The sequence below is a fragment of the Nonomuraea sp. NPDC050328 genome, assembly GCF_044459405.1.
GTDB lineage: Bacteria > Actinomycetota > Actinomycetes > Streptosporangiales > Streptosporangiaceae > Nonomuraea.
This window is the reverse complement of the sequence record NZ_JBITIW010000006.1, coordinates 178,354-196,190: the sequence shown is the minus strand read 5'-3', so window position 1 is coordinate 196,190 and position 17,837 is coordinate 178,354. Positions and strand designations below refer to the sequence as shown.

The 17,837-nt window shown below is 74.0% G+C and carries 17 protein-coding genes; 10 read left to right on the top strand and 7 right to left on the bottom strand.

The window, feature by feature from the left end; all coding sequences use genetic code 11:
* Positions 1-6: 6 nt before the first annotated feature.
* A complete protein-coding gene (locus tag ACIBG7_RS23590; RefSeq protein WP_397337598.1) occupies positions 7-2,841 on the bottom strand; it encodes a histidine kinase in 2,835 nt (944 codons plus the stop codon).
* A 25-nt stretch (positions 2,842-2,866) separates the two neighbouring features.
* Between ACIBG7_RS23590 and ACIBG7_RS23585 the strand changes: the two genes are divergently transcribed.
* On the top strand, positions 2,867-3,502 hold the full coding sequence (locus ACIBG7_RS23585; protein ID WP_357926497.1) for an MBL fold metallo-hydrolase: 636 nt from the start codon (positions 2,867-2,869) through the stop codon (positions 3,500-3,502).
* Here the strand turns inward: ACIBG7_RS23585 and mnmA are convergent.
* Positions 3,489-4,547, bottom strand: coding sequence for a tRNA 2-thiouridine(34) synthase MnmA (gene mnmA, locus ACIBG7_RS23580; RefSeq protein ID WP_397337597.1), 1,059 nt, complete (start codon positions 4,545-4,547; stop codon positions 3,489-3,491). The two genes, ACIBG7_RS23585 and mnmA, sit on opposite strands and share 14 nt — an antisense overlap.
* A 22-nt stretch (positions 4,548-4,569) precedes the next feature.
* Between mnmA and ACIBG7_RS23575 the strand changes: the two genes are divergently transcribed.
* On the top strand, positions 4,570-5,625 hold the full coding sequence (locus tag ACIBG7_RS23575; protein ID WP_357926501.1) for a DUF695 domain-containing protein: 1,056 nt from the start codon (positions 4,570-4,572) through the stop codon (positions 5,623-5,625).
* A gap of 36 nt (positions 5,626-5,661) precedes the next feature.
* Here the strand turns inward: ACIBG7_RS23575 and ACIBG7_RS23570 are convergent, their stop codons facing one another.
* A complete protein-coding gene (locus ACIBG7_RS23570) occupies positions 5,662-6,816 on the bottom strand; it encodes a cysteine desulfurase family protein (protein ID WP_397337596.1) in 1,155 nt (384 codons plus the stop codon).
* A gap of 53 nt (positions 6,817-6,869) precedes the next feature.
* Between ACIBG7_RS23570 and ACIBG7_RS23565 the strand changes: the two genes are divergently transcribed.
* Genes ACIBG7_RS23565 through ACIBG7_RS23535 form a run of 7 tightly spaced genes read left to right on the top strand, consistent with a single transcriptional unit; the run spans position 6,870 to position 13,110 of the window.
* Positions 6,870-7,376 carry a TetR/AcrR family transcriptional regulator gene (locus ACIBG7_RS23565; RefSeq protein WP_357926507.1) on the top strand — a complete coding sequence of 169 codons (507 nt, stop codon included), beginning with the start codon at positions 6,870-6,872 and terminating at the stop codon, positions 7,374-7,376.
* A gap of 36 nt (positions 7,377-7,412) precedes the next feature.
* A complete protein-coding gene (locus ACIBG7_RS23560) occupies positions 7,413-8,609 on the top strand; it encodes an MFS transporter (RefSeq protein ID WP_357926510.1) in 1,197 nt (398 codons plus the stop codon).
* Between the two features lie 58 nt (positions 8,610-8,667).
* Positions 8,668-9,243 (top strand): biotin transporter BioY, encoded by a 576-nt coding sequence (locus ACIBG7_RS23555; protein ID WP_397337595.1) that lies wholly within the window; start codon positions 8,668-8,670, stop codon positions 9,241-9,243.
* Positions 9,243-10,715, top strand: a complete 1,473-nt coding sequence (locus tag ACIBG7_RS23550) for an AMP-binding protein (RefSeq protein ID WP_397337594.1) — start codon at positions 9,243-9,245, stop codon at positions 10,713-10,715. The genes ACIBG7_RS23555 and ACIBG7_RS23550 overlap by 1 nt, the downstream gene beginning before the upstream one ends.
* Positions 10,712-11,845, top strand: coding sequence for a thiolase family protein (locus ACIBG7_RS23545; protein ID WP_397337593.1), 1,134 nt, complete (start codon positions 10,712-10,714; stop codon positions 11,843-11,845). The genes ACIBG7_RS23550 and ACIBG7_RS23545 overlap by 4 nt, the downstream gene beginning before the upstream one ends.
* Entirely contained in the window at positions 11,846-12,520 is a 675-nt protein-coding gene (locus ACIBG7_RS23540) for an energy-coupling factor ABC transporter ATP-binding protein (protein ID WP_397337592.1), read from the top strand.
* Positions 12,517-13,110, top strand: a complete 594-nt coding sequence (locus ACIBG7_RS23535; protein WP_397337591.1) for an energy-coupling factor transporter transmembrane component T family protein — start codon at positions 12,517-12,519, stop codon at positions 13,108-13,110. The genes ACIBG7_RS23540 and ACIBG7_RS23535 overlap by 4 nt, the downstream gene beginning before the upstream one ends.
* Here ACIBG7_RS23535 and ACIBG7_RS23530 read toward each other — a convergent pair.
* Entirely contained in the window at positions 13,107-13,385 is a 279-nt protein-coding gene (locus tag ACIBG7_RS23530) for a DUF1905 domain-containing protein (RefSeq protein ID WP_357926524.1), read from the bottom strand. The two genes, ACIBG7_RS23535 and ACIBG7_RS23530, sit on opposite strands and share 4 nt — an antisense overlap.
* 142 nt (positions 13,386-13,527) lie before the next feature.
* Here ACIBG7_RS23530 and ACIBG7_RS23525 point away from each other — a divergent pair, with 142 nt between their 5' ends.
* Positions 13,528-14,589, top strand: coding sequence for a serine hydrolase domain-containing protein (locus ACIBG7_RS23525; protein ID WP_397337590.1), 1,062 nt, complete (start codon positions 13,528-13,530; stop codon positions 14,587-14,589).
* A 52-nt stretch (positions 14,590-14,641) separates the two neighbouring features.
* Here the strand turns inward: ACIBG7_RS23525 and ACIBG7_RS23520 are convergent, their stop codons facing one another.
* The 3 genes from ACIBG7_RS23520 to ACIBG7_RS23510 form a co-directional block, all read right to left on the bottom strand.
* Positions 14,642-15,595, bottom strand: a complete 954-nt coding sequence (locus ACIBG7_RS23520; RefSeq protein ID WP_357926528.1) for an electron transfer flavoprotein subunit alpha/FixB family protein — start codon at positions 15,593-15,595, stop codon at positions 14,642-14,644.
* 19 nt (positions 15,596-15,614) lie between these two features.
* On the bottom strand, positions 15,615-16,394 hold the full coding sequence (locus tag ACIBG7_RS23515; protein WP_397337589.1) for an electron transfer flavoprotein subunit beta/FixA family protein: 780 nt from the start codon (positions 16,392-16,394) through the stop codon (positions 15,615-15,617).
* 221 nt (positions 16,395-16,615) lie between these two features.
* Entirely contained in the window at positions 16,616-17,827 is a 1,212-nt protein-coding gene (locus ACIBG7_RS23510; protein ID WP_397337588.1) for a serine/threonine-protein kinase, read from the bottom strand.
* Positions 17,828-17,837: the final 10 nt, after the last annotated feature.

The window sequence follows — 17,837 nt, the reverse complement described above, 5'->3', positions numbered from 1 at the left end:
CCCAGCCTAGAGCGGCCCCGCCGCGGAACCCGCCTCCGCCTGCAACGCCCCGGACGCCGGCCCACCCGCCGAGCCGGCCTCCACGCCGGCCTCCGCGCCGGACTCCGCGCCGGCCTCCGCGCCGGACTCCGCCTGGAGGGGGAGGAAAGCCGCCACCGACGTGCCGCCGCCGGGCCGGGCGGCGACGTGGCAGGTCCCGCCCACCTCGGCCGCCCGCTCGTGCATCGAGGTGAGCCCCACCCCGGCCGTCACGCCCTCCGCCAGCCCGATCCCGTCGTCGAGCACCTCCACCCGCAACGCCGCCCCCTCCCGCAGCACCCGCGCGCAGGCCCACCCGGCCCGGGCGTGCCGCCGCACGTTGGTCAGCGCCTCCAGCACGATCCGGTAGGCCGCCAGCTCCACCGGCGGCGGGATCGCCCCCGGCTCCACCTCCAGCTCCACCCGGACCCCGGGCAACGAGGCCGCCTCCCGCAGCGCCCCGGCCAGCCCGAGGTCGTCCAGGACGGCCGGCCGCAGCCCGGCGACCAGCTCGCGCACCGACACGACGGTCGTGCCCAGGTCGGCGTCCACCCGGGCGAGCAGGCCGGCCGCCTGGTCCGGGTCGCGGCGCGCCGCGTCGAGGGTGAGGATGACGCCGGTCAGCACCGGCCCGAGCCCGTCGTGCAGCTCGCGGGCCAGCCGGCGGCGTTCCTGCTCGCGGGTGGCCCGGATGCGCTCGCGCGAGCGCCGGAGGTCCTCGGCCAGCCGTACCGCGTGGGCCAGCTCGGCCAGGTGCCTGGCCAGCACCTGGAGCTGCTGGCCGTACTGCCGGGGTCCGGACAGCAGCAGGCGGCCGACCGGCTCGCCGTGCCAGGACAGCTCGACCGTGCGCGGCCGGTCGCCCAGCGCGCCGTCGACGAACAGCTCGCCGTCCACCTCGACGCCCGCGCCGCGCGCGCCGAGCGCCCAGCGCAGCACCGCGGTCGCGCTGGCCAGCGCCTCGGCGGGGTCGCCCGCCTCCTGGACGGTACGGCTGAGCCGGTCCACGGCCCGGTAGGGGTCGCGCTCGACGTCCATGAGGCGGTCCACCGACCCTTGCAGGCGGAGCCGTACCGGGTGGAAGAGCACGGCCACCGCCATCGCCGCGACCAGCCCGGCCAGCGGCCCGAAGCCCTCGGCGAGCTGGTTGCCGGCCCAGATGAGCACCAGGTAGCCGAATCCGAGCAGCGCGGCCAGCGTGACGTAGACGAGGGTCCGGTTGACCACGATGCGGATCCCGTAGAACCCGCGCCGGAGGACGGCGGCGACGATCGCCAGCGGGATGCCGCCGCTGAGCGTCATCTGGACGGCGACCACGGCCGGGTGGTCCATGTCCTCGCCGAGCGGCAGGCGCAGGATCCACCAGGCCATGTACACCGCCATGGAGCCGATGTACCAGGCGATCTGCCGCTGCACCCGGGTGCCGGCGGAGCGGTAGCGGAAGATCAGGGAGACGACGGAGAGCGTGAAGACCGGGACCATGACCCAGCCGATGTACGTCTCGACCAGCCACGGCAGCTCGCCGAGCGCCTCGATGCCGAGCGGGTTGTCCAGCGGGAGCCCGATCTCCGGCTCCGGATCGGGCATCACCGCCATCAGCGTGGAGTGCCCGACGAACAGCACGGTCACCGCCACCACCAGCGGCCGCCACCGGCGGCTGGGCAGCCGGGCGTCGGGGAAGAACAGCGGGAGATAGCCGGACATGATGCTGAGCGGCACCATCCACAGCCAGATCGACACCCAGGCGGCCGGGACGAAGAGCGGGTTGCCCGGGTCGACCTTGTAGAGCCAGTGCGCCAGCAGGTGGCAGTACTCGTACAGCGCCCAGGACACGCCGGTGCCCCAGAGCAGCCAGGGCACCAGCAGCCGCGGCCGGTAGTGGATCAGGAAGGCGCCGGCCAGCGGGTAGAGCATCCCGATCGGGTCGATCGGCTGCAGCCAGCCGGAGTAGTCGCTGTCCGCCGCCAGCCAGACCGACGCCAGCACGGCCGCCGGCGACAGCACCCCGCCGGCCCAGGCGAGCGTCACCACCAGCCGGCGGCGCGGCGACACCGGCCGCCAGGGCTCGGGGTCGGCCCGGTGCGCGGGCCGGCGCTCGTCCTCCAGCCCAGGGGTGCTCGCGTGCAGCCCGTAGACCAGGTCGCGCACCTCGGCGACGGCCTCGGCGAGCCGCTCGCGCGCCCGGGCCAGGCCGTCGGCCCCCGGCGTGTTCCTGAGCTGCTCGCGCAGCGAGACGAGGGTCGCGCCCAGGCCGTCGCGCAGCACGCTCATCAGCCGGGCGCGTTCCTCCTCGCGGGTGGCCAGGAGCCGTTCGCGGGCCTGCCGCAGGTCTCCGGTGAGCTGTACGGCATGCGCCACCTCGGCGAGGTGGCGGGCGAGCATCTCCATCAGCGCCGGGTCGGGCGACTCGGCGGAGACCACCAGCCGCCCGACCGGGCGGCCGTGCCAGACCAGGGCCGTCTCGAAGCGATCGGCGCCGAGTTCGCCGTCGGTGAGCGTGGTCGTCCCGGCGACCTCCACGGCCACGCCGCCGGCCCGGAGCGCCTGCCGTACGGTGGAGGCGCCGGCGGCCAGGGCCTCGCCGGGGTCGCCGGCCCGCTGCACGCCCTGGGCCAGCCGGTCGACGAGCCGGTAGGGGTCGCGTTCGACCCGCAGGAGGCGGTCGGCGAGGTCCTGCAGCCGCAGCCGGAGCGGGTGGAAGATCGCCCCGGCGACCAGCGCGGCGAGCAGGCCGTCCACCGAGAGCGCGCCGAGCCCGAAGTAGACCGCGGCGATCACCACGCTGAGCACAGCGAACGCGACAAGCCTCGCTAACTTCTCCATATGTGGCGGGATTATCCTCGGGAAGGTGAAGCTCACCAAGTTCAGCCACGCCTGCGTCCGCCTCGAGAAGGACGGCAAGGTCCTGGTCATCGACCCGGGCACGCTCAGCGAGGCCGCCGCGCTCGACGGCGCCGACGTAGTCCTGATCACCCACAGTCACTTCGACCACGCAGACCGGGAGAAGCTGCTCACCCTTCCGGCCACCGCCGAGGTCTACACCTGCGCGGGAGTGGCGGCCGAGGCCGCCGCCGACCTGGCCGCCCGCGTCCACACCGTACGGCACGGCGACGCCTTCGACGCCGCGGGCTTCGGCGTACGGGTGTTCGGCGAGTGGCACGCCGCCAACCACCCCGACGTGCCGGCCGTGGACAACGTCGGCTTCCTGGTGGAGGAGGAGGTCTTCTACCCCGGCGACGCCTTCACCGTGCCCGAGGCGAGCGTCGGCACGCTGCTGGCGCCGACCGGAGCGCCCTGGCTGCGGCTGGCCGAGACCATCGGCTACCTGCGCGAGGTGAAGCCGGCCCGCGCCTACTCCACCCACGACGCGCTCTACAACGACACGGGCCTCGGGCTGGTGGACAACTGGCTGAGGATGGAGGCCGAGCGGCAGGGCACCGACATCCGCCGCCTGGCCACCGGCGAGTCGGTCACGCTGAGCTAGCGATGGTGGCCGAGCCGACCACCACGTCGCCGCTGTAGAGGACGGCCGCCTGCCCGGCGGCCACTCCCCTGGCCGGCGAGTCGAGCTCGATGACCAGTTCGTCGCCGCCGTCGACGACGCGGCAGCCGTACACCTCGCCGTGGGCCCGCAACTGCACGCTGAGCCCCTCGCGGATCTCCGGGCCGTTCCAGATCCGGCGGGTCGCGGTGATGGTGGTGACCTCCAGCGACGAGCGCGGCCCCACGGTCACGGTGTTGGAGACCGGCTCGATGGACAGCACGTAGCGGGGGCGGCCGTCGGCGGCGGGCCGGTTGAGGTGGAGACCCTTGCGCTGGCCGACGGTGTAGGCGTAGGCGCCCTCGTGCTTGCCGAGGACGGTGCCGTCCTCGTCGACGATTGCGCCCTCGGCGCTGCCGAGCCGCTCGGCCAGGAAGCCGCGGGTGTCGCCGTCGGCGATGAAGCAGATGTCGTGGCTGTCCGGCTTGTCGGCCACGGTCAGGCCGCGCCGGGCGGCCTCCTCGCGCACCTCGGCCTTGGTGGAGTCGCCGAGCGGGAAGATGGCGTGGGCCAGTTGCTCGCGGGTGAGCACGCCGAGCACGTAGGACTGGTCCTTGGCCTGGTCGGGGCTCCGGCTGAGCACGCCGTCGGCCAGCCTGGCGTGGTGGCCGGTGGCGACCGCGTCGAAGCCCAGGGCCAGCGCCCGGTCGAGCACGGCCTCGAACTTGATCTTCTCGTTGCAGCGCAGGCACGGGTTGGGCGTGCGGCCCGCGGCGTACTCGGCGACGAAGTCCTCGATCACGTCGCGCTGGAAGCGCTCGGCCATGTCCCAGATGTAGAACGGGATGCCGATGACGTCGGCGGCCCGGCGGGCGTCGCGCGAGTCCTCGATCGTGCAACAGCCCCGGGCGCCGGTGCGGTGTGATTGCGGATTGGCCGACAACGCCAGATGCACACCGGTGACGTCGTGGCCCGCCTCGGCGATCCTGGCGGCGGCCACGGCGGAGTCGACGCCGCCCGACATGGCGGCAAGCACGCGAAGCCTCATAACCCCACTAGGCTACTTCGGTATGCGACTGTTCGGGCGCAAGGACGATGAGGGGCAGGAGCCCGAGGGCCTGTCCGGTGAGCGCATCGCGGAGTTCTGGGTGACCTGGGACCAGCTCAGGCCCCAGCTCGACACCCTGCTCGCCGCGGGCGACACCCAGGGGGCCACCGAGCTGCTGGCGCCCGCCGTGGCGGCGCTCGACCCGGGGCTGGTGGCCGAGATCGGGCCGGGACGCAACGCGGTGCAGTCCCTGGTGATCACCGCCGCGGGCGATCCGGAGCTGCGCTCGCTGGCGCACCGCTGGGCCGCCTCCGCGCCGCAGGGCGACTTCATGTGGGAGTTCTTCCCCTCGCGGCAGGCCAACCCGCGGGTGATGGAACTCACCGTCGAGGTGGGCGGCGCCGACTTCGCCTTCGACCAGCTCATGTTCGGGCTGCGGGTGCCGCACGGCACGCCGCGGGTGGACATCTCGGCCTACCACCCGCTCTTCGCCGACCTCGACGCCGACGCCCGGATGGAGGCCACCCTGCTGGCCCTCGACTGGCTGCTCGGCGAGGACGAGGTGGCCCGGTGGGTGGGCGAGATCACCCCGGCCACCTTCCAGCCGATCGACGCCGTCGCCGCGGTGCACCTGCCCGCGGTGGTGGCGGACGTGGCCGGCGAGTGGGCCGAGGAGCAGTGGGTGATGTTGGAGGGGCAGGCCGCCGGCGGGGCGGCGCTGGTCGCCACCGCCCGCTATCCGCTGCGGCCGGTCGACCACCCGCTCTTCGACCAGCACATCGAGATCACCCTGCCGTACACGCACCGCGACGAGAAGGGGCTGCCGGCCGGGGCCTCCGAGCGGGCGCTGCGCGAGTTCGACGACAAGCTCGCCAAGCAGCTCGCCAAGGGCGGCGACGCCGTGCTGGCCGCGCACGTGAGCGCGGACGGGCTGCGGGTGGCGCACCTGTACGCCGACCCCGCCGGTGGTGCGGCGGAGCTGGCGCGGGAGCTGGCGGGGCGGTGGAAGGAAGGCGGCGCCAAGGTGGAGGTCGACCACGACCCGGGCTGGATCGCGGTCTCCCCGTTCCTGAGCTGAACCCGCCGCTTCCGAACTGAACCCGCGGGACGGCGGCTAGCTGATGCCCGCGCGGCGGGCACGTTCGACGACCGCGGGCAGCACCTCGATCAGCCGGTCCACGTCCGCCTGCGTCGAGGTGTGGCCCAGGCTGAAGCGCAACGATCCCCGGGCCCGCAACGAGTCCGCCCCCATCGCGAGCAGCACGTGCGACGGCTGCGCCACCCCCGCCGAGCAGGCCGAGCCGGTCGAGCACTCCACGCCCTTGGCGTCGAGCAGCATCAGCAGCGCGTCCCCCTCGCAGCCGGGGAAGGAGAAGTGCGCGTTGCCGGGCAGCCGGTTGTCGGGGTCGCCGTTCAGGACGACGCCGGGGACGGCCTGCCGTACGCGGGTGATCAGGTCGTCGCGCAGCGCGGTGAGCTGGGCGAACTGCTCCTCCTGAGTGCGCACGGCCACCCGGACGGCGGCGGCGAGCCCGGCGATGGCCGGGGTGTCGAGGGTGCCCGAGCGCACGTCGCGCTCCTGGCCGCCGCCGTGGATGACCGGCAGCGGGGTGAGCTTGCGCGACAGCAGCAGCGCGCCGACGCCGAGCGGCCCGCCGATCTTGTGGCCGGTGAGGGTGAGCGCGTCGGCGCCGGAGCGGGCGAAGTCGACCGGGAGCTGGCCGAGCGCCTGGACGGCGTCGGTGTGGAACGGGATGCCGCGATCGTGGGCGATGGCGCCCAGCACGTGGACCGGCTGGATCGTGCCGACCTCGTTGTTGGCCCACATGACGCTGACCATCGCCACGCTGCCGGGGTCGCGTTCGATGGCGGCGCGCAGCGTGTCGGGATGCACCCGGCCCTGCTCGTCGACGTCGAGCAGTTCCAGGTCGGCGCCCTGGTGGTCGGCCAGCCAGCGGGCCGGGTCGAGGACGGCGTGGTGCTCGACCGAGCTGATGAGGACGCGCCGGCGCGGGGCTCGTGCCCAGAACAGGCCCTTCACGGCCAGATTGTCGGCCTCGGTGCCGCCGCCGGTGAAGACGACCTCGCTCGGCCGGGCGCCCAGCGCCTCGGCGATGCTCTCGCGCGACTCCTCGACGACGCGGCGGGCATGCCGGCCGGCCGCGTGCAGGGAGGAGGCGTTGCCGACCTGGCCGAGCTGCTCGGTCATCGCCTCGATCGCCTCGGGCAACATCGGCGTGGTCGCCGCGTGATCAAGGTATGCGGTCACCGGATCAGCGTATCTCGTTTGCTACTGTACCGTCCGGACGGTACAGTAGAGATATGCGTAGAGACGAGTTGCTGGATGCCGCGGAGGCCCTCCTCTGCGACCAGGGCTCGGACGCGCTGACCCTGGCCGCCGTCGCCGACCGCGCCGGCGTGAGCAAGGGCGGCCTGCTCTACCACTTCAAAACCAAAGAAGCCCTGATCAAGGCGATGGCCGAGCGGCTGATCGACGATTTCGACCAGCTCATGGCGGCGCAGCCCGGTGACACCTACACCCAGCGCTACCTGGCCGCCACCATGGCCGCGATCCGCACCGGCCGGCTGCGACGCTGGGCCGTGGTCACCGGCGCCTCGGGCAACCTCTACCTGCTCGCGCCGCTGCGCGAGGCCATGGCCCGCTGGCACTGCGAGGGCCTGGAGTCCGAGCCCGACCCGATCACCGCGCAGGTGGTCCGGCTGGCCTGCGAGGGGCTCTGGGACGTCGCCTCGCACGACCCGGCGATGTATCCGGAGCCCGAGCTCGTGGCGCTGGAGCAGCGCCTGCTCGGCCTGCTCGCTTCGTAAAACCTTCCTTTCGCAAGACACCTCTAGGAGTTCGTGATGACGCGCGCCCTGAGGACCGCCCGCTATGGGGCGATCCTCACCTTTGTCCTGGCCGGCTTGATGGTGGGCACGATGACCGTGCGCATCCCCGCGATGACCGACAAGCTCGGCCTGTCGGACTCGGCGGTGGGCGGGATCCTGCTCGCCTGGGGCCTGGGCGCGCTGATCACCATGCAGTCCATGCGCGGGATCATGGCCCGCGCCGGGAGCAAGGCGGTCCTGCGCGTCGGCGGTCCGCTGACCGCGCTGGCCATGCTCGGCCTCGCCTTCGCCCCCAACCTGCCGATCCTGATCGCCGCCGCGGCCGTCTTCGGCATGGCCTTCGGCATCGTCGACGTGGCCATGAACGCGCAGGGCTCCACGGTCGAGCAGGCGTACGGCAGGCCGCTGATGAACGGCATGCACGCCGGCTGGTGCGTCGGCGCGATGGCGGCCGGCCTGATCGGCTCGCTCTCCATCGCCCTCGGCCTGTCGATGACCGCCAACCTGGCGATCGTCGCGCTGGTCTCGCTCCCGCTCATCGTGCTGATCGGCCGCACCTACCTGCCCGGCAAGCCCACCGCCGCCGAGGCGGGCGAGCGGGCCGCCCGGCGCCGCATGCCGCCGGTCGTCTACCTGCTCGGCGTGATCATGTTCTTCGCCTTCATGGTCGAGGGCACCGTCGCCGACTGGAACGGCCTGTTCATGCGCGACACCCTCGGCGCCCCCGAGGCCGTCGCCGCGCTGGGCTACCCGGTCTTCGAGGCCGGCATGCTGCTGGCCCGGGTCACCGGCGACCGGCTGCGCACCCGCTTCGGCGTCAAGGGCCTGATGACCGTGTCCGGCCTGGCCACGGCGGCGTTCTTCACCCTGGTGCTCACCGCGGGCACCCCGCTCGTCGCGGTCTCGGCGATGTTCTTCGTCGGCATGGGCGTGGCGACCATCGCCCCGATGACGTTGTCCCTGGCCGGCAACGCCACCGACAACCCCGGCCCGGCCATCGCCCAGGCGGGCGCCATGGGCTACTCCGGGCTGCTGCTCGGCCCGGTCGTCATCGGCTTCCTGTCCGACGCCACCTCGCTGCACACCGCGCTCGGCCTGGCCGTCGTGCTCGGCCTCGCGATCGCCGTGCTGGCCCGGTTCCTGCCGCGCCCGCGGCTGCTCGCCCGGCCGACCCGGCCCCGCGAGCAAGAGGAACTGGCCAGAGCGGCGTGAGCAAGTTTGTCGGATACCTCCACCACCTTCCGGCCTCGCCTAGGGTGCAATCGGATCCGTGACTGAGAAGCAGAACACCCTCGGAGCGGCGACCCTGGCCAGGGTCGCCGCTTTCGCCGCGCTCATCGCCGCCCTCGGGTTGCCCGGCTCGCTGAACCTCTTCGGCAACGCCGTGCCCCTCACCTTCCAGACGCTCGGCGTCATGCTGGCCGGCGCGATCCTCGGCAGCCGCCGGGGCGCGCTGGCCGTTCTGGTCCTGGTCCTGCTGGTCGCGGCCGGCCTGCCGTTGCTGGCCGGCGGGCGGGGCGGGCTCGGCGTCTTCGCCGGGCCCTCCGTGGGCTTCCTGCTCGGCTGGATCCCCGGCGCCTTCGTCACCGGCTGGATCGTCGAACGCGGCGGGAAGGCGCCCGGGATCGCGCGGTTGATCCTGGCCTGTGCGGCGGGCGGGATCGGGGTCGTCTACCTGTTCGGCATCCCGGCCCAGGCGCTCGTCGCCGGGCTGCCGCTGGGCAAGGCCGCGCTGCTCAGCTCCGCCTTCCTGCCCGGCGACCTGCTCAAGGCCGTGGTCGCCGCCTTCGTGGCCCACGGCGTACGGCGCGCATACCCGGCGGCGGCGCCGGGCAGGGACCGCTGATGCCCGTCGCCCCGCAGGTCCTCCGGCACGCCGCGGCCCGGCCCCACGCGCTCGCCCTGCGCGGGCCGTCGGGGTCGCTCAGCTACGGCGAGCTGGCGGCGCGGGTCCAGGGCGCCGCCCGCACCCTGCTGGCGACGCGGGACCGGCGCGGCTCCCTGGGCGGTTCGAAGGTGCTGGCGGTGACGCTGGCCGACCCGGTCGAGGTGCTGGTGGCGGCGCTGGCCGCGGACCTGGCCGGGGTGACCCCGCTGCTGTGCGACCCGTCGTGGGACGCCGCGCGGCGGGAGCGGATCCTGGAGGCCGTCCCGGTGGACGGCCGGCTCGACGCCCCGCTCGCCGAGACCCCCGGCGCGCCGATCGTCCCCCGCCCGGCCCCGGACGACCGGGTCTGGGCCTGCTTCAGCTCGGGCAGCACCGGCCGCCCCCGTGCCGTCGTCCGCACGCGGGCCTCGTGGTCCGGGTCCTTCCCGCACGTGGACCGCCTGGCCGGGGTGACCTCCGCCGACACCGTCCTGGTCCCCGGGCCCCTGGTCTCCAGCCTGTACGGCTTCGCCGCCGTGCACGCGCTCGCCGCCGGGGCGGCCGCCCTGGTGCCCGGCCGCTGGCAGCCCGCCGCGCTCGCCGGGCACCTGCGTGAGGCCACCGTGGCGCACCTCGTCCCGCACGCGCTGCCCGCGCTCCTGGAGGCCAGGCCGGGCGGCCCGCTCCGTACCGTGCTGGTCGGCGGGGCCTCCCTGCCGGCCGGCAGCCGGGCCGCCGCCGAACGCGCCGGGCTGCGGGTGCTCGCCTACTACGGGGCCACCGAGCTGTCCTTCGTCGCGGTCGACGTCGACGGGAGCGGGCTGCGGGCCTTTCCCGAGGTGGACATCGAGGTGCGGGGGCGACCGCTGGGCGAGGTGTGGGCGCGTTCGCCGTGGTTGTCGGAGGGTTACCTGGCCGACGGGGCGGGGCCGCTGCGGGTGGACGAGCGCGGCTGGATGTCCGTCGGCGACGTCGCCGAGCCGTACGACGGGCCGGACGACGGGCCGGCGGACAGCCGGGCGGACAGCGGGGCGGGCGACCGCGCGGACGACGGAGCGGAGAGCGGGGCGGGCGGCCGCACGGACGGCCGGGCGGGCGGCGGGGTGTTGCGGGTGCGGGGCCGGGGGGACGGCGCGATCCAGACCGGCGGCGCGACCGTGGTGCCCGAGGACGTCGAGGCGGTCCTGCGCGAGGCGCCCGGCGTGCGCGACGTGGTCGTGGTCGGCTCGCCGCACCCGGTGCTGGGCTCCGTGGTCACCGCCGTGGTCGAAGGCCGGCCCGCACGGGACGAGCTGGAGGCCGTCGCCCGCGCCGGGCTCGACCCGGCCCAGCGGCCCCGCCTCTGGTACGCCATGCCCGCCCTCCCCCGCACCCCGGCGGGCAAGCCGGCCCGGGGCCAGGTGAGCGCGCTGGCCGCCACCGGCGACCCGGCGTTGCGGAAGCTGGCATGACCCGGCCCGTCGTCGTGGCGGCCCGGCGCACGCCCATCGGGACCGCCGGGCACGCCTACCGCGACCTCGACGCCCACCACCTGGCCGCCCCCGTGCTGCGCGTGCTCGCCGAGGAGTGCGCGCCCTACGGCCTGCCGGTGGACGACGTGATCCTGGGCAACTGCATGGGCCCGGGCGGAAACCTCGCCCGGGTCTCCGCCCTGGCCGCCGGCCTCGGCGAGGAGGTGCCGGGGGCCACGGTCGACCGGCAGTGCGGCAGCGGCCTGGCCGCGATCCTCCAGGCCGGGCAGGCGATCCGGGCCGGTGAGGCCGGGCTGGTGCTGGCCGGCGGGGTGGAGAGCGCCTCCACGGCTCCGGCCCGGTTCCGCCGCGGCTCGGACACGCCCTACCCACGGGCCCCGTTCGCGCCGGAGGGCTTCCCCGACCCGGACATGGGCCCGGCCGCCGAGGCACTCGCCCAGGCACGCGGGATCAGCCGCGAGCGCCAGGACGACTACGCCCGCCGCAGTCACGAGCGCGCGCTTGCCACCGACTTCACCGCCGAGCTCGTCCCGCTCCACCCGGATCCACCCGGAGACGGCGAGCCGCTGCTGAGTCGCGACCAGCGGCCGCGCGTGCTGCGTGCCGCGTCGCTGGCCAGGTTGCCGGGGGCGTTCGTGCCCGGCGGGACGGTGACGGCCGGCAACTCCTCGCCGATCAGCGACGGAGCCGCGGCCGTGGCCATGGTCCCCGAGACGGCGCGCGCCGGGCGGCCGGGGCTGGCGCTGCTCGCGGGGGCCGTGGTCGGCTGCGACCCGGCGCTGCCCGGCTGGGGCCCGGTGCCTGCCGTACGGCGGCTGCTGGACCGGACCGGCCTCGGCGTCGCCGACCTCGCCGCGGTCGAGATCGTGGAGGCCTTCGCCGCCCAGGTGCTGGCCGTGACCGACGCCCTGGAGCTCGACCCCGGCCAGGTCTGCACCGGCGGCGGCGCCCTGGCGCTGGGCCACCCGTGGGGAGCCAGCGGCGCGGTCGCCGTCACCAGGTTGTTCAGCCGCCTTGTACGCTCGGGGGCTGCGCCGGGCACGCTGGGCCTGGCCACGGCTGCGGTGGGCGGCGGCATGGGGATCGCCGCGCTGTTCGAGGTGGTGTGAGTGATCGAGCTGAGCGAGGTCCGGGTACGGCTCGGCGAGCGCGAGGTGCTCAAGGGCGTCACCGCCACGCTCACCGAGCGCCGCATCGGCGTCGTCGGCGCGAACGGCTCCGGCAAGAGCACCCTCGCCCGGCTGGTCAACGGCCTGGCCCTGCCCACCTCGGGCCGGGTCACCGTCCTGGGCGAGGACACCGCCAAGGCCGCCGCCAAGATCCGGCGCCGCGTCGGTTTCGTCTTCGCCGATCCGGACGCGCAGATCGTCATGCCCACCGTCGCCGAGGACGTCGCCTTCTCCCTGCGCCGCGCCAAGCTGCCCGCCGCCGAGCTCGACCGCCGGGTGCGGGCGGTGCTGGCGGAGTACGGGCTGGCCGGTCACGCCGAGCATCCCGCGCACCACCTCTCCGGCGGCCAGAAGCAGCTCCTCGCGCTGTGCTCGGTGCTGGTCCTCGAACCGAACATCCTGGTCATGGACGAGCCGACCACCCTGCTCGACCTGCGGCACTCGCGCAGGATCGCCCAGGTGTTGCGGGAGTTGCCTCAGCAGCTCCTCGTGGTCAGCCACGACCTGGCGCTGCTGGAGGACTTCGACCGGGTGCTGGTGCTCGACGACGGCCGGATCGTCGCCGACGACGAGCCGCGCACCGCGCTGAAGCGCTACCGCGAGCTGATGACATGACCGCGGTTGCCGCCGCCGGCTCCACCGGCACCGTGGTGCACCGGCTGCCGGTCTGGGCCAAGCTGCTCGGTCTGACCGCCGGCTGCGCGGTCATCCTCGTGCACCCGCTCGCGGGCTTGGCCGTGGTCGTGGCCTGCTACGCCCTGGCCCGGCAGGGGCCGCGGGCGGCGTGGGCGCAGGTGCGGCCGCTGCGCTGGTTCGCGCTGGTGCTGTTCGGCACGCAGGTCCTGATCGCCGACCTGCCCACCGCGCTCACCTCGGTCTCGCGGATCGTGCTGGCCGTCCTGCTGGCCGGGCTGGTCACGCTGACCACCAGCACCTCGGCGCTGCTGGCCGGGCTGGAGCGGCTGTTCGGGCCGCTGCGCCGGCTGGGGGTGGACCCCTTCCGGCTCTCCCTGGTGCTGTCCCTGACGCTGCGGAGCGTGCCGATCATCGCCGACCTGGCCGCCCGGGTCCGCGAGGCGCAGCGGGCCCGTGGGGTGCGCTGGGACGTGCGGGCCTTCGCGGTGCCCCTGGTCGTCGGCGTGCTGCGGTACGCCGACCTGCTCGGCGAGGCCCTCACCGCGCGCGGCCTCGACGACCCCGCCTAGGCGAGGCGCTCGGACAGGTGCACCGTGACGGTGTCGCCCTCCTCCTTGCCGATCCGCCGACGCAGGTCCGCCTTGACCGGGAGCTTGTGCGTGCCGTCCCCGAGGGCCATGAAGGAGCTCTCGAACGGCTCCCCGTCGATGGTCCCCCGGATCTTGACCAGTCCCCTGGTGCCGAAGAACTCGGCCGACCCCGGCATCTTCACGTAGGTCCAGCCGCCCTTCGCCTCGCTCTTGAGCAGGGGTGCGGTGAAGTCCTTGTCCAGTGGCGTGCTCATTCGAGGCCCTCCAGTTCGTTGCCGTCGCAGGGGAAGACCCGGGCCCGGGCGGAAACTCATCGCTCACCCTGTGGTTTTCCCCAGCAGGAGTGGGCGGCGCACCGCATTCTGCCGCGAACCGCCGCTCCCTAGCGTGGTCCCCATGATGAACACCCTGATGAACGCCCTGGTGGCGGCGGCTGTGGCGATGACCGGGCCGGGCGGCGGCCTCAGTGCCGACCTCCAGCGGATCGTGGACGCCAAGGGCGCCACCGCCGCCCTGGCCCGGGTCTCGGACGGCGGGCGGACGTGGACCGGCACGGCCGGGGTGCGCGATCTCGACCGGGGCGGGCGCCCGGCCCCGAACGGGCACTTCCGCATCGGCAGCGTCACCAAGACCTTCGTCGCGACCGTGCTGCTCCAGCTCGTGGACGAGGGCGAGGTCAGCCTCGACGACCCGATCGAGCGCCACCTGCCCGGCCTGGTGCCCGGTGGCGCGGAGATCAGCGTGCGCGAGCTGCTCAACCACACCAGCCGGCTGTACGACTACATGAGCGAGCCGGGGTACTCGACCAACCGCTGGCGTGGGGCCGAGCGCTTCCGCTCCTACCAGCCTCGGGAGCTGCTCAAGGTGGCCTTCGCCAAGAAGCTGCCCGACGACGGCAAGTGGCACTACTCCAACACCAACTACGTCGTGCTCGGGCTGCTGATCGAGAAGCTGACCGGCCGGCCGTACGGGGAGGAGGTCTCGCGGCGGATCCTGCGGCCGCTGGGGCTGCGCCACACGCTGGTGCCGGGCGACCGGCCGGGCCTGCCCGCGCCACATGCCAAGGGGTACGAGCCGCTGCCCGACCTGGTGGACGCCACGCGGATGAACCCCTCCCTCGACTGGGCGGCCGGCGAGATGATCTCGACCACGGCCGACCTCGACCGGTTCATGGGCGCGTTGCTGGGCGGCAAGCTGATCAGCGCGGAGTCGCTGCGGGCGATGCGGACGACCGTCGAGACCGGCGCGGGCTTCGGCTACGGGCTCGGCCTGCAGGCCTACGCCCTGCCCTGCGGGACGGTCTGGGGGCACAGCGGCGAGCTGATCGGCTACCTGACCTTCGCCTTCCGCGCCGACTCGGGCCGGTCGCTGACCCTGTCGATCAACCCGTCGACGCGCAACCCCTCGACCGCCGAGGTCATGGGGCTGGCGGTCGAGGTCTTCTGCCCGAAGGGCTGACGACGCCGCGAGGCCCGGAGGCGGCGTGCCTCCGGGCCTCGCGGGCGTCGTGCTACTTGCGCTTGCCGACCTCGTCGGTGAGCTGCGGCACGATCTGGTGGAGGTCGCCCACCACGCCGTAGTCGGCCAGCTCGAAGATCGGAGCCTCGGGGTCCTTGTTGATCGCCACGATGGTCTTGGCGGTCTGCATGCCGGCCCGGTGCTGGATGGCGCCGGAGATGCCGGCCGCGATGTAGAGCTGCGGCGAGACGGTCTTGCCGGTCTGGCCGACCTGGAACTGGTGCGGGTACCAGCCGGCGTCGGTGGCCGCGCGGGAGGCGCCGACGGCCGCGCCGAGCGCGTCGGCCAGGCCCTCGATGACCGAGAAGTTCTCGGCCGAGCCGACACCGCGCCCGCCGGAGACGACGATGGCCGCCTCGGTGAGCTCGGGGCGGGCGCCCTTCTCCTGCTTGACCCGGTCGACGATGCGGGCGGCGCGGGCGCCGTCCGACAGCGCGACGGTGACCTGTTCCTCCGCACCGGCGCCTGCGGCGGCGACGGGCTGGGTGGAGTTGGGGCGGACCGCGACGATCGGGGTGCCCTTGGTCACGCGCGAGTGCACGTTGACGCCGCCACCGAAGATCGACTGGTCGGCGACGAAGCCCTCGCCGAGGCCGACGGCGTCGGTGATGACGCCGGACTCGGTCTTGACCGCCAGGCGACCGGCGATCTCCTTGCCCTCGGCCGTGGCCGCGACCAGCACGGCGGCCGGGGCGGCGGAGCCGACGAGCTGAGCCAGCAGCTCGGCCTTCGGCGCGACGACGAAGTCGACGATCTCGGCGGAGTCGGCGACGTAGATCTTGTCCGCGCCGTACTCCTTCAGCCGCGCGGAGGCGGTGGCGGAGAAGCCGGGACCGGCCCAGACGGCGGCGGGCGTGCCGAGCGAGCGGGCCAGGGTCAGCAGCTCGAGGGTGACCTTCTTGACCTCGCCGTCGACGTGCTCAACGAGTACGAGAATTTCCGACATTGACAGCAAACCCCCGTTCTCAGATGAACTTCTTCGACGCGAGGAAGTCGGCCAGCTTGGCGCCGCCGTCGCCCTCGTCCTTGACGATCGTGCCCGCGGCCCGCGGCGGGGCGGCGGCGAAGTCGACGACCTCGGACCAGGCCGCGGCCAGGCCGACCTGCGAGGCGTCGATGCCGGCGTCGGCGACCGAGAGGGTCTCGACCGGCTTCTTCTTGGCCGCCATGATGCCCTTGAAGGACGGGTAGCGCGGCTCGTTGATCTTCTCGACCACGGAGACGACGGCGGGCAGCGTGGCCTCGACCTTGTCGTAGCCGTAGTCGGTGAGGCGCTGGATGGCGATGCTGCCCTTGCCGATCTCGACCTTGTTGGCCAGCGTGAGCTGGGGCACGCCGAGGCGCTCGGCGAGCATCGCGGCCAGCATGCCGGTGCGCGCGTCGGTGGACTCGGAGCCGAGGATCACCAGGTCGAACCCGATCCGGCCGAGCGCCTGCGCCATGGCGTAGGAGGTGCCCACCGCGTCGGAGCCGTGCAGCGCGTCGTCGCTGAGGTGCACGGCCTTGTCGGCGCCCATGGCCAGGGCCTTGCGGATGGTCTCGGTGGCCTTGCCGGGGCCCATGGTGAGGACGGTGACCTCACCGCCATGGGCTTCCTTGAGCTTGAGGGCCTCTTCGACCGCGTACTCGTCAAGCTCGTTCACCACGCCGTCGGCGGCGTCGCGGTCGAGCGTCTTGTCATCCGACCGGAGCTTGCGCTCGGTCGCCGTGTCGGGGACCTGCTTCACGCAGACGACGATGTTCATGGCCGGTAGCCGACCTCCCGTTATCGCATGCTCGGAATGTGCCCTAGTGCTGCACCACAGACTGCCAGGTCTCCCCGGGGGCCCGTGACAGGGGGTGGCCCGGAGGCCACGCCCGTTATGTTACCCATGGGTAGCTTCACCGCAAACCGGCAGGTCGTACGGCAGGCAGCCCGCTAGAACAATATTCTACGCGCTCGGTGGCGAAACACCCGCCACCACCCTCACGCGCTCAGCAGGAAGACGACCGCCACGACCAGCGCGGTGATCGCGAACAGCCCCAGCGTGAGCGGGCTGAACACGCTGCTCATCACCAGCCACAACGCCCCGGTCCCGAAGATCCCGGCCAGGTCCACCACGATCCTGCCCCGCTTCAGCGCGCTGCGCGAGGCCAGCGCCACCCCGGCGTCGACCAGCACGACCAGCGAGTAGGCCGAGATCAGGAAGAGCGAGGCCTCCGGGAGCGGCGCACGGGCCGCCGCGGCCAGCAGCGAGACGAACAGGCCCGAGCCGATCACCCAGCGCCGGCGCACCTTCTCGCGGTGCCGCTCGCGGGTCTCCTCGATGGAGCGGGGCCTGGCCTTCTTCTCCGGCCGCCACTCGGTGGTCGCCAGCTCGTCGAGCTCGCGGTGCACGGCCACGGGCGGCTCCGCCGTACCGACCAGGACGGGGGCGTCGGCGCCGAGCCGGGCGCAGATCTGCGCCGCGGTCGGCCGGGCGGCCGGGTCGCGGCGCAGGCACTCCAGGAGCAGGGGCTCCAGCCACTCGGGCGTGCCCTCCAGGTCGGGTTCGTGGTGCACCACGCGGTAGGCCACGGCCGACAGCGGGCCGTCGCCGTACGGGTGGCGGCCGGTGGCGGCGTAGGCGAGCGTCGCCCCGAAGGAGAAGACGTCGGCGGCCGGACCGGCGGGCCGGCCCTCGATCACCTCGGGGGCCAGGTAGCCGGGGGTGCCGATCACCGCGCCGGGCGCGGTCGCGGCCAGGGAGTCGAAGGCCCGGGCGATGCCGAAGTCGATCACCACCGGATCGCCCTCGGAGATCACCACGTTGGCCGGCTTGAGGTCGCGGTGCACGACCCCCGCCTCGTGCATCGCCAGCAACGCCTCGGCCAGCCCCTTGGCCAGCCGCGGCAGATCGGGCACCGGGAGCGTGACCGCTGACAGCGGGCGGCCCTGCACGTACCTGGTCACCAGGTACGGCTCGGCGGAGTCGAGCGAGGCGTCCAGCACCTCCGCCACGTGCGGCCCCCGCACCAGCCGCATCGTCTCGACCTCGCGGGCGAGCCTGGCCAGCGCCGAGGGGTCGCCGGCGACCTGCGGATGCAGCAGTTTGATCGCCACGGTCCGGCCCTCGGGGTCGAGCGCCAGATGCACCTGTCCGAAGCCGCCGGCCCCCAGCTCGGACAGCAGCCGGTAGGGGCCCAAGGTCTCCCGCATACCCCTCCTC

Bases quoted from the DNA above. Each gene is read 5' to 3' on its own strand.
- ACIBG7_RS23575 (WP_357926501.1), top strand. From the start codon at position 4,570: ATGCGACTGTTCGGGCGCAAGGACGATGAGGGGCAGGAGCCCGAGGGC.
- ACIBG7_RS23510 (WP_397337588.1), bottom strand. From the start codon at position 17,827: ATGCGGGAGACCTTGGGCCCCTACCGGCTGCTGTCCGAGCTGGGGGCC.
- ACIBG7_RS23545 (WP_397337593.1), top strand. From the start codon at position 10,712: ATGACCCGGCCCGTCGTCGTGGCGGCCCGGCGCACGCCCATCGGGACC.
- ACIBG7_RS23560 (WP_357926510.1), top strand. From the start codon at position 7,413: ATGACGCGCGCCCTGAGGACCGCCCGCTATGGGGCGATCCTCACCTTT.
- ACIBG7_RS23565 (WP_357926507.1), top strand. From the start codon at position 6,870: ATGCGTAGAGACGAGTTGCTGGATGCCGCGGAGGCCCTCCTCTGCGAC.
- ACIBG7_RS23550 (WP_397337594.1), top strand. From the start codon at position 9,243: ATGCCCGTCGCCCCGCAGGTCCTCCGGCACGCCGCGGCCCGGCCCCAC.
- mnmA (WP_397337597.1), bottom strand. From the start codon at position 4,547: ATGAGGCTTCGCGTGCTTGCCGCCATGTCGGGCGGCGTCGACTCCGCC.
- ACIBG7_RS23535 (WP_397337591.1), top strand. From the start codon at position 12,517: ATGACCGCGGTTGCCGCCGCCGGCTCCACCGGCACCGTGGTGCACCGG.
- ACIBG7_RS23520 (WP_357926528.1), bottom strand. From the start codon at position 15,595: ATGTCGGAAATTCTCGTACTCGTTGAGCACGTCGACGGCGAGGTCAAG.
- ACIBG7_RS23530 (WP_357926524.1), bottom strand. From the start codon at position 13,385: ATGAGCACGCCACTGGACAAGGACTTCACCGCACCCCTGCTCAAGAGC.
- ACIBG7_RS23590 (WP_397337598.1), bottom strand. From the start codon at position 2,841: ATGGAGAAGTTAGCGAGGCTTGTCGCGTTCGCTGTGCTCAGCGTGGTG.
- ACIBG7_RS23515 (WP_397337589.1), bottom strand. From the start codon at position 16,394: ATGAACATCGTCGTCTGCGTGAAGCAGGTCCCCGACACGGCGACCGAG.
- ACIBG7_RS23525 (WP_397337590.1), top strand. From the start codon at position 13,528: ATGATGAACACCCTGATGAACGCCCTGGTGGCGGCGGCTGTGGCGATG.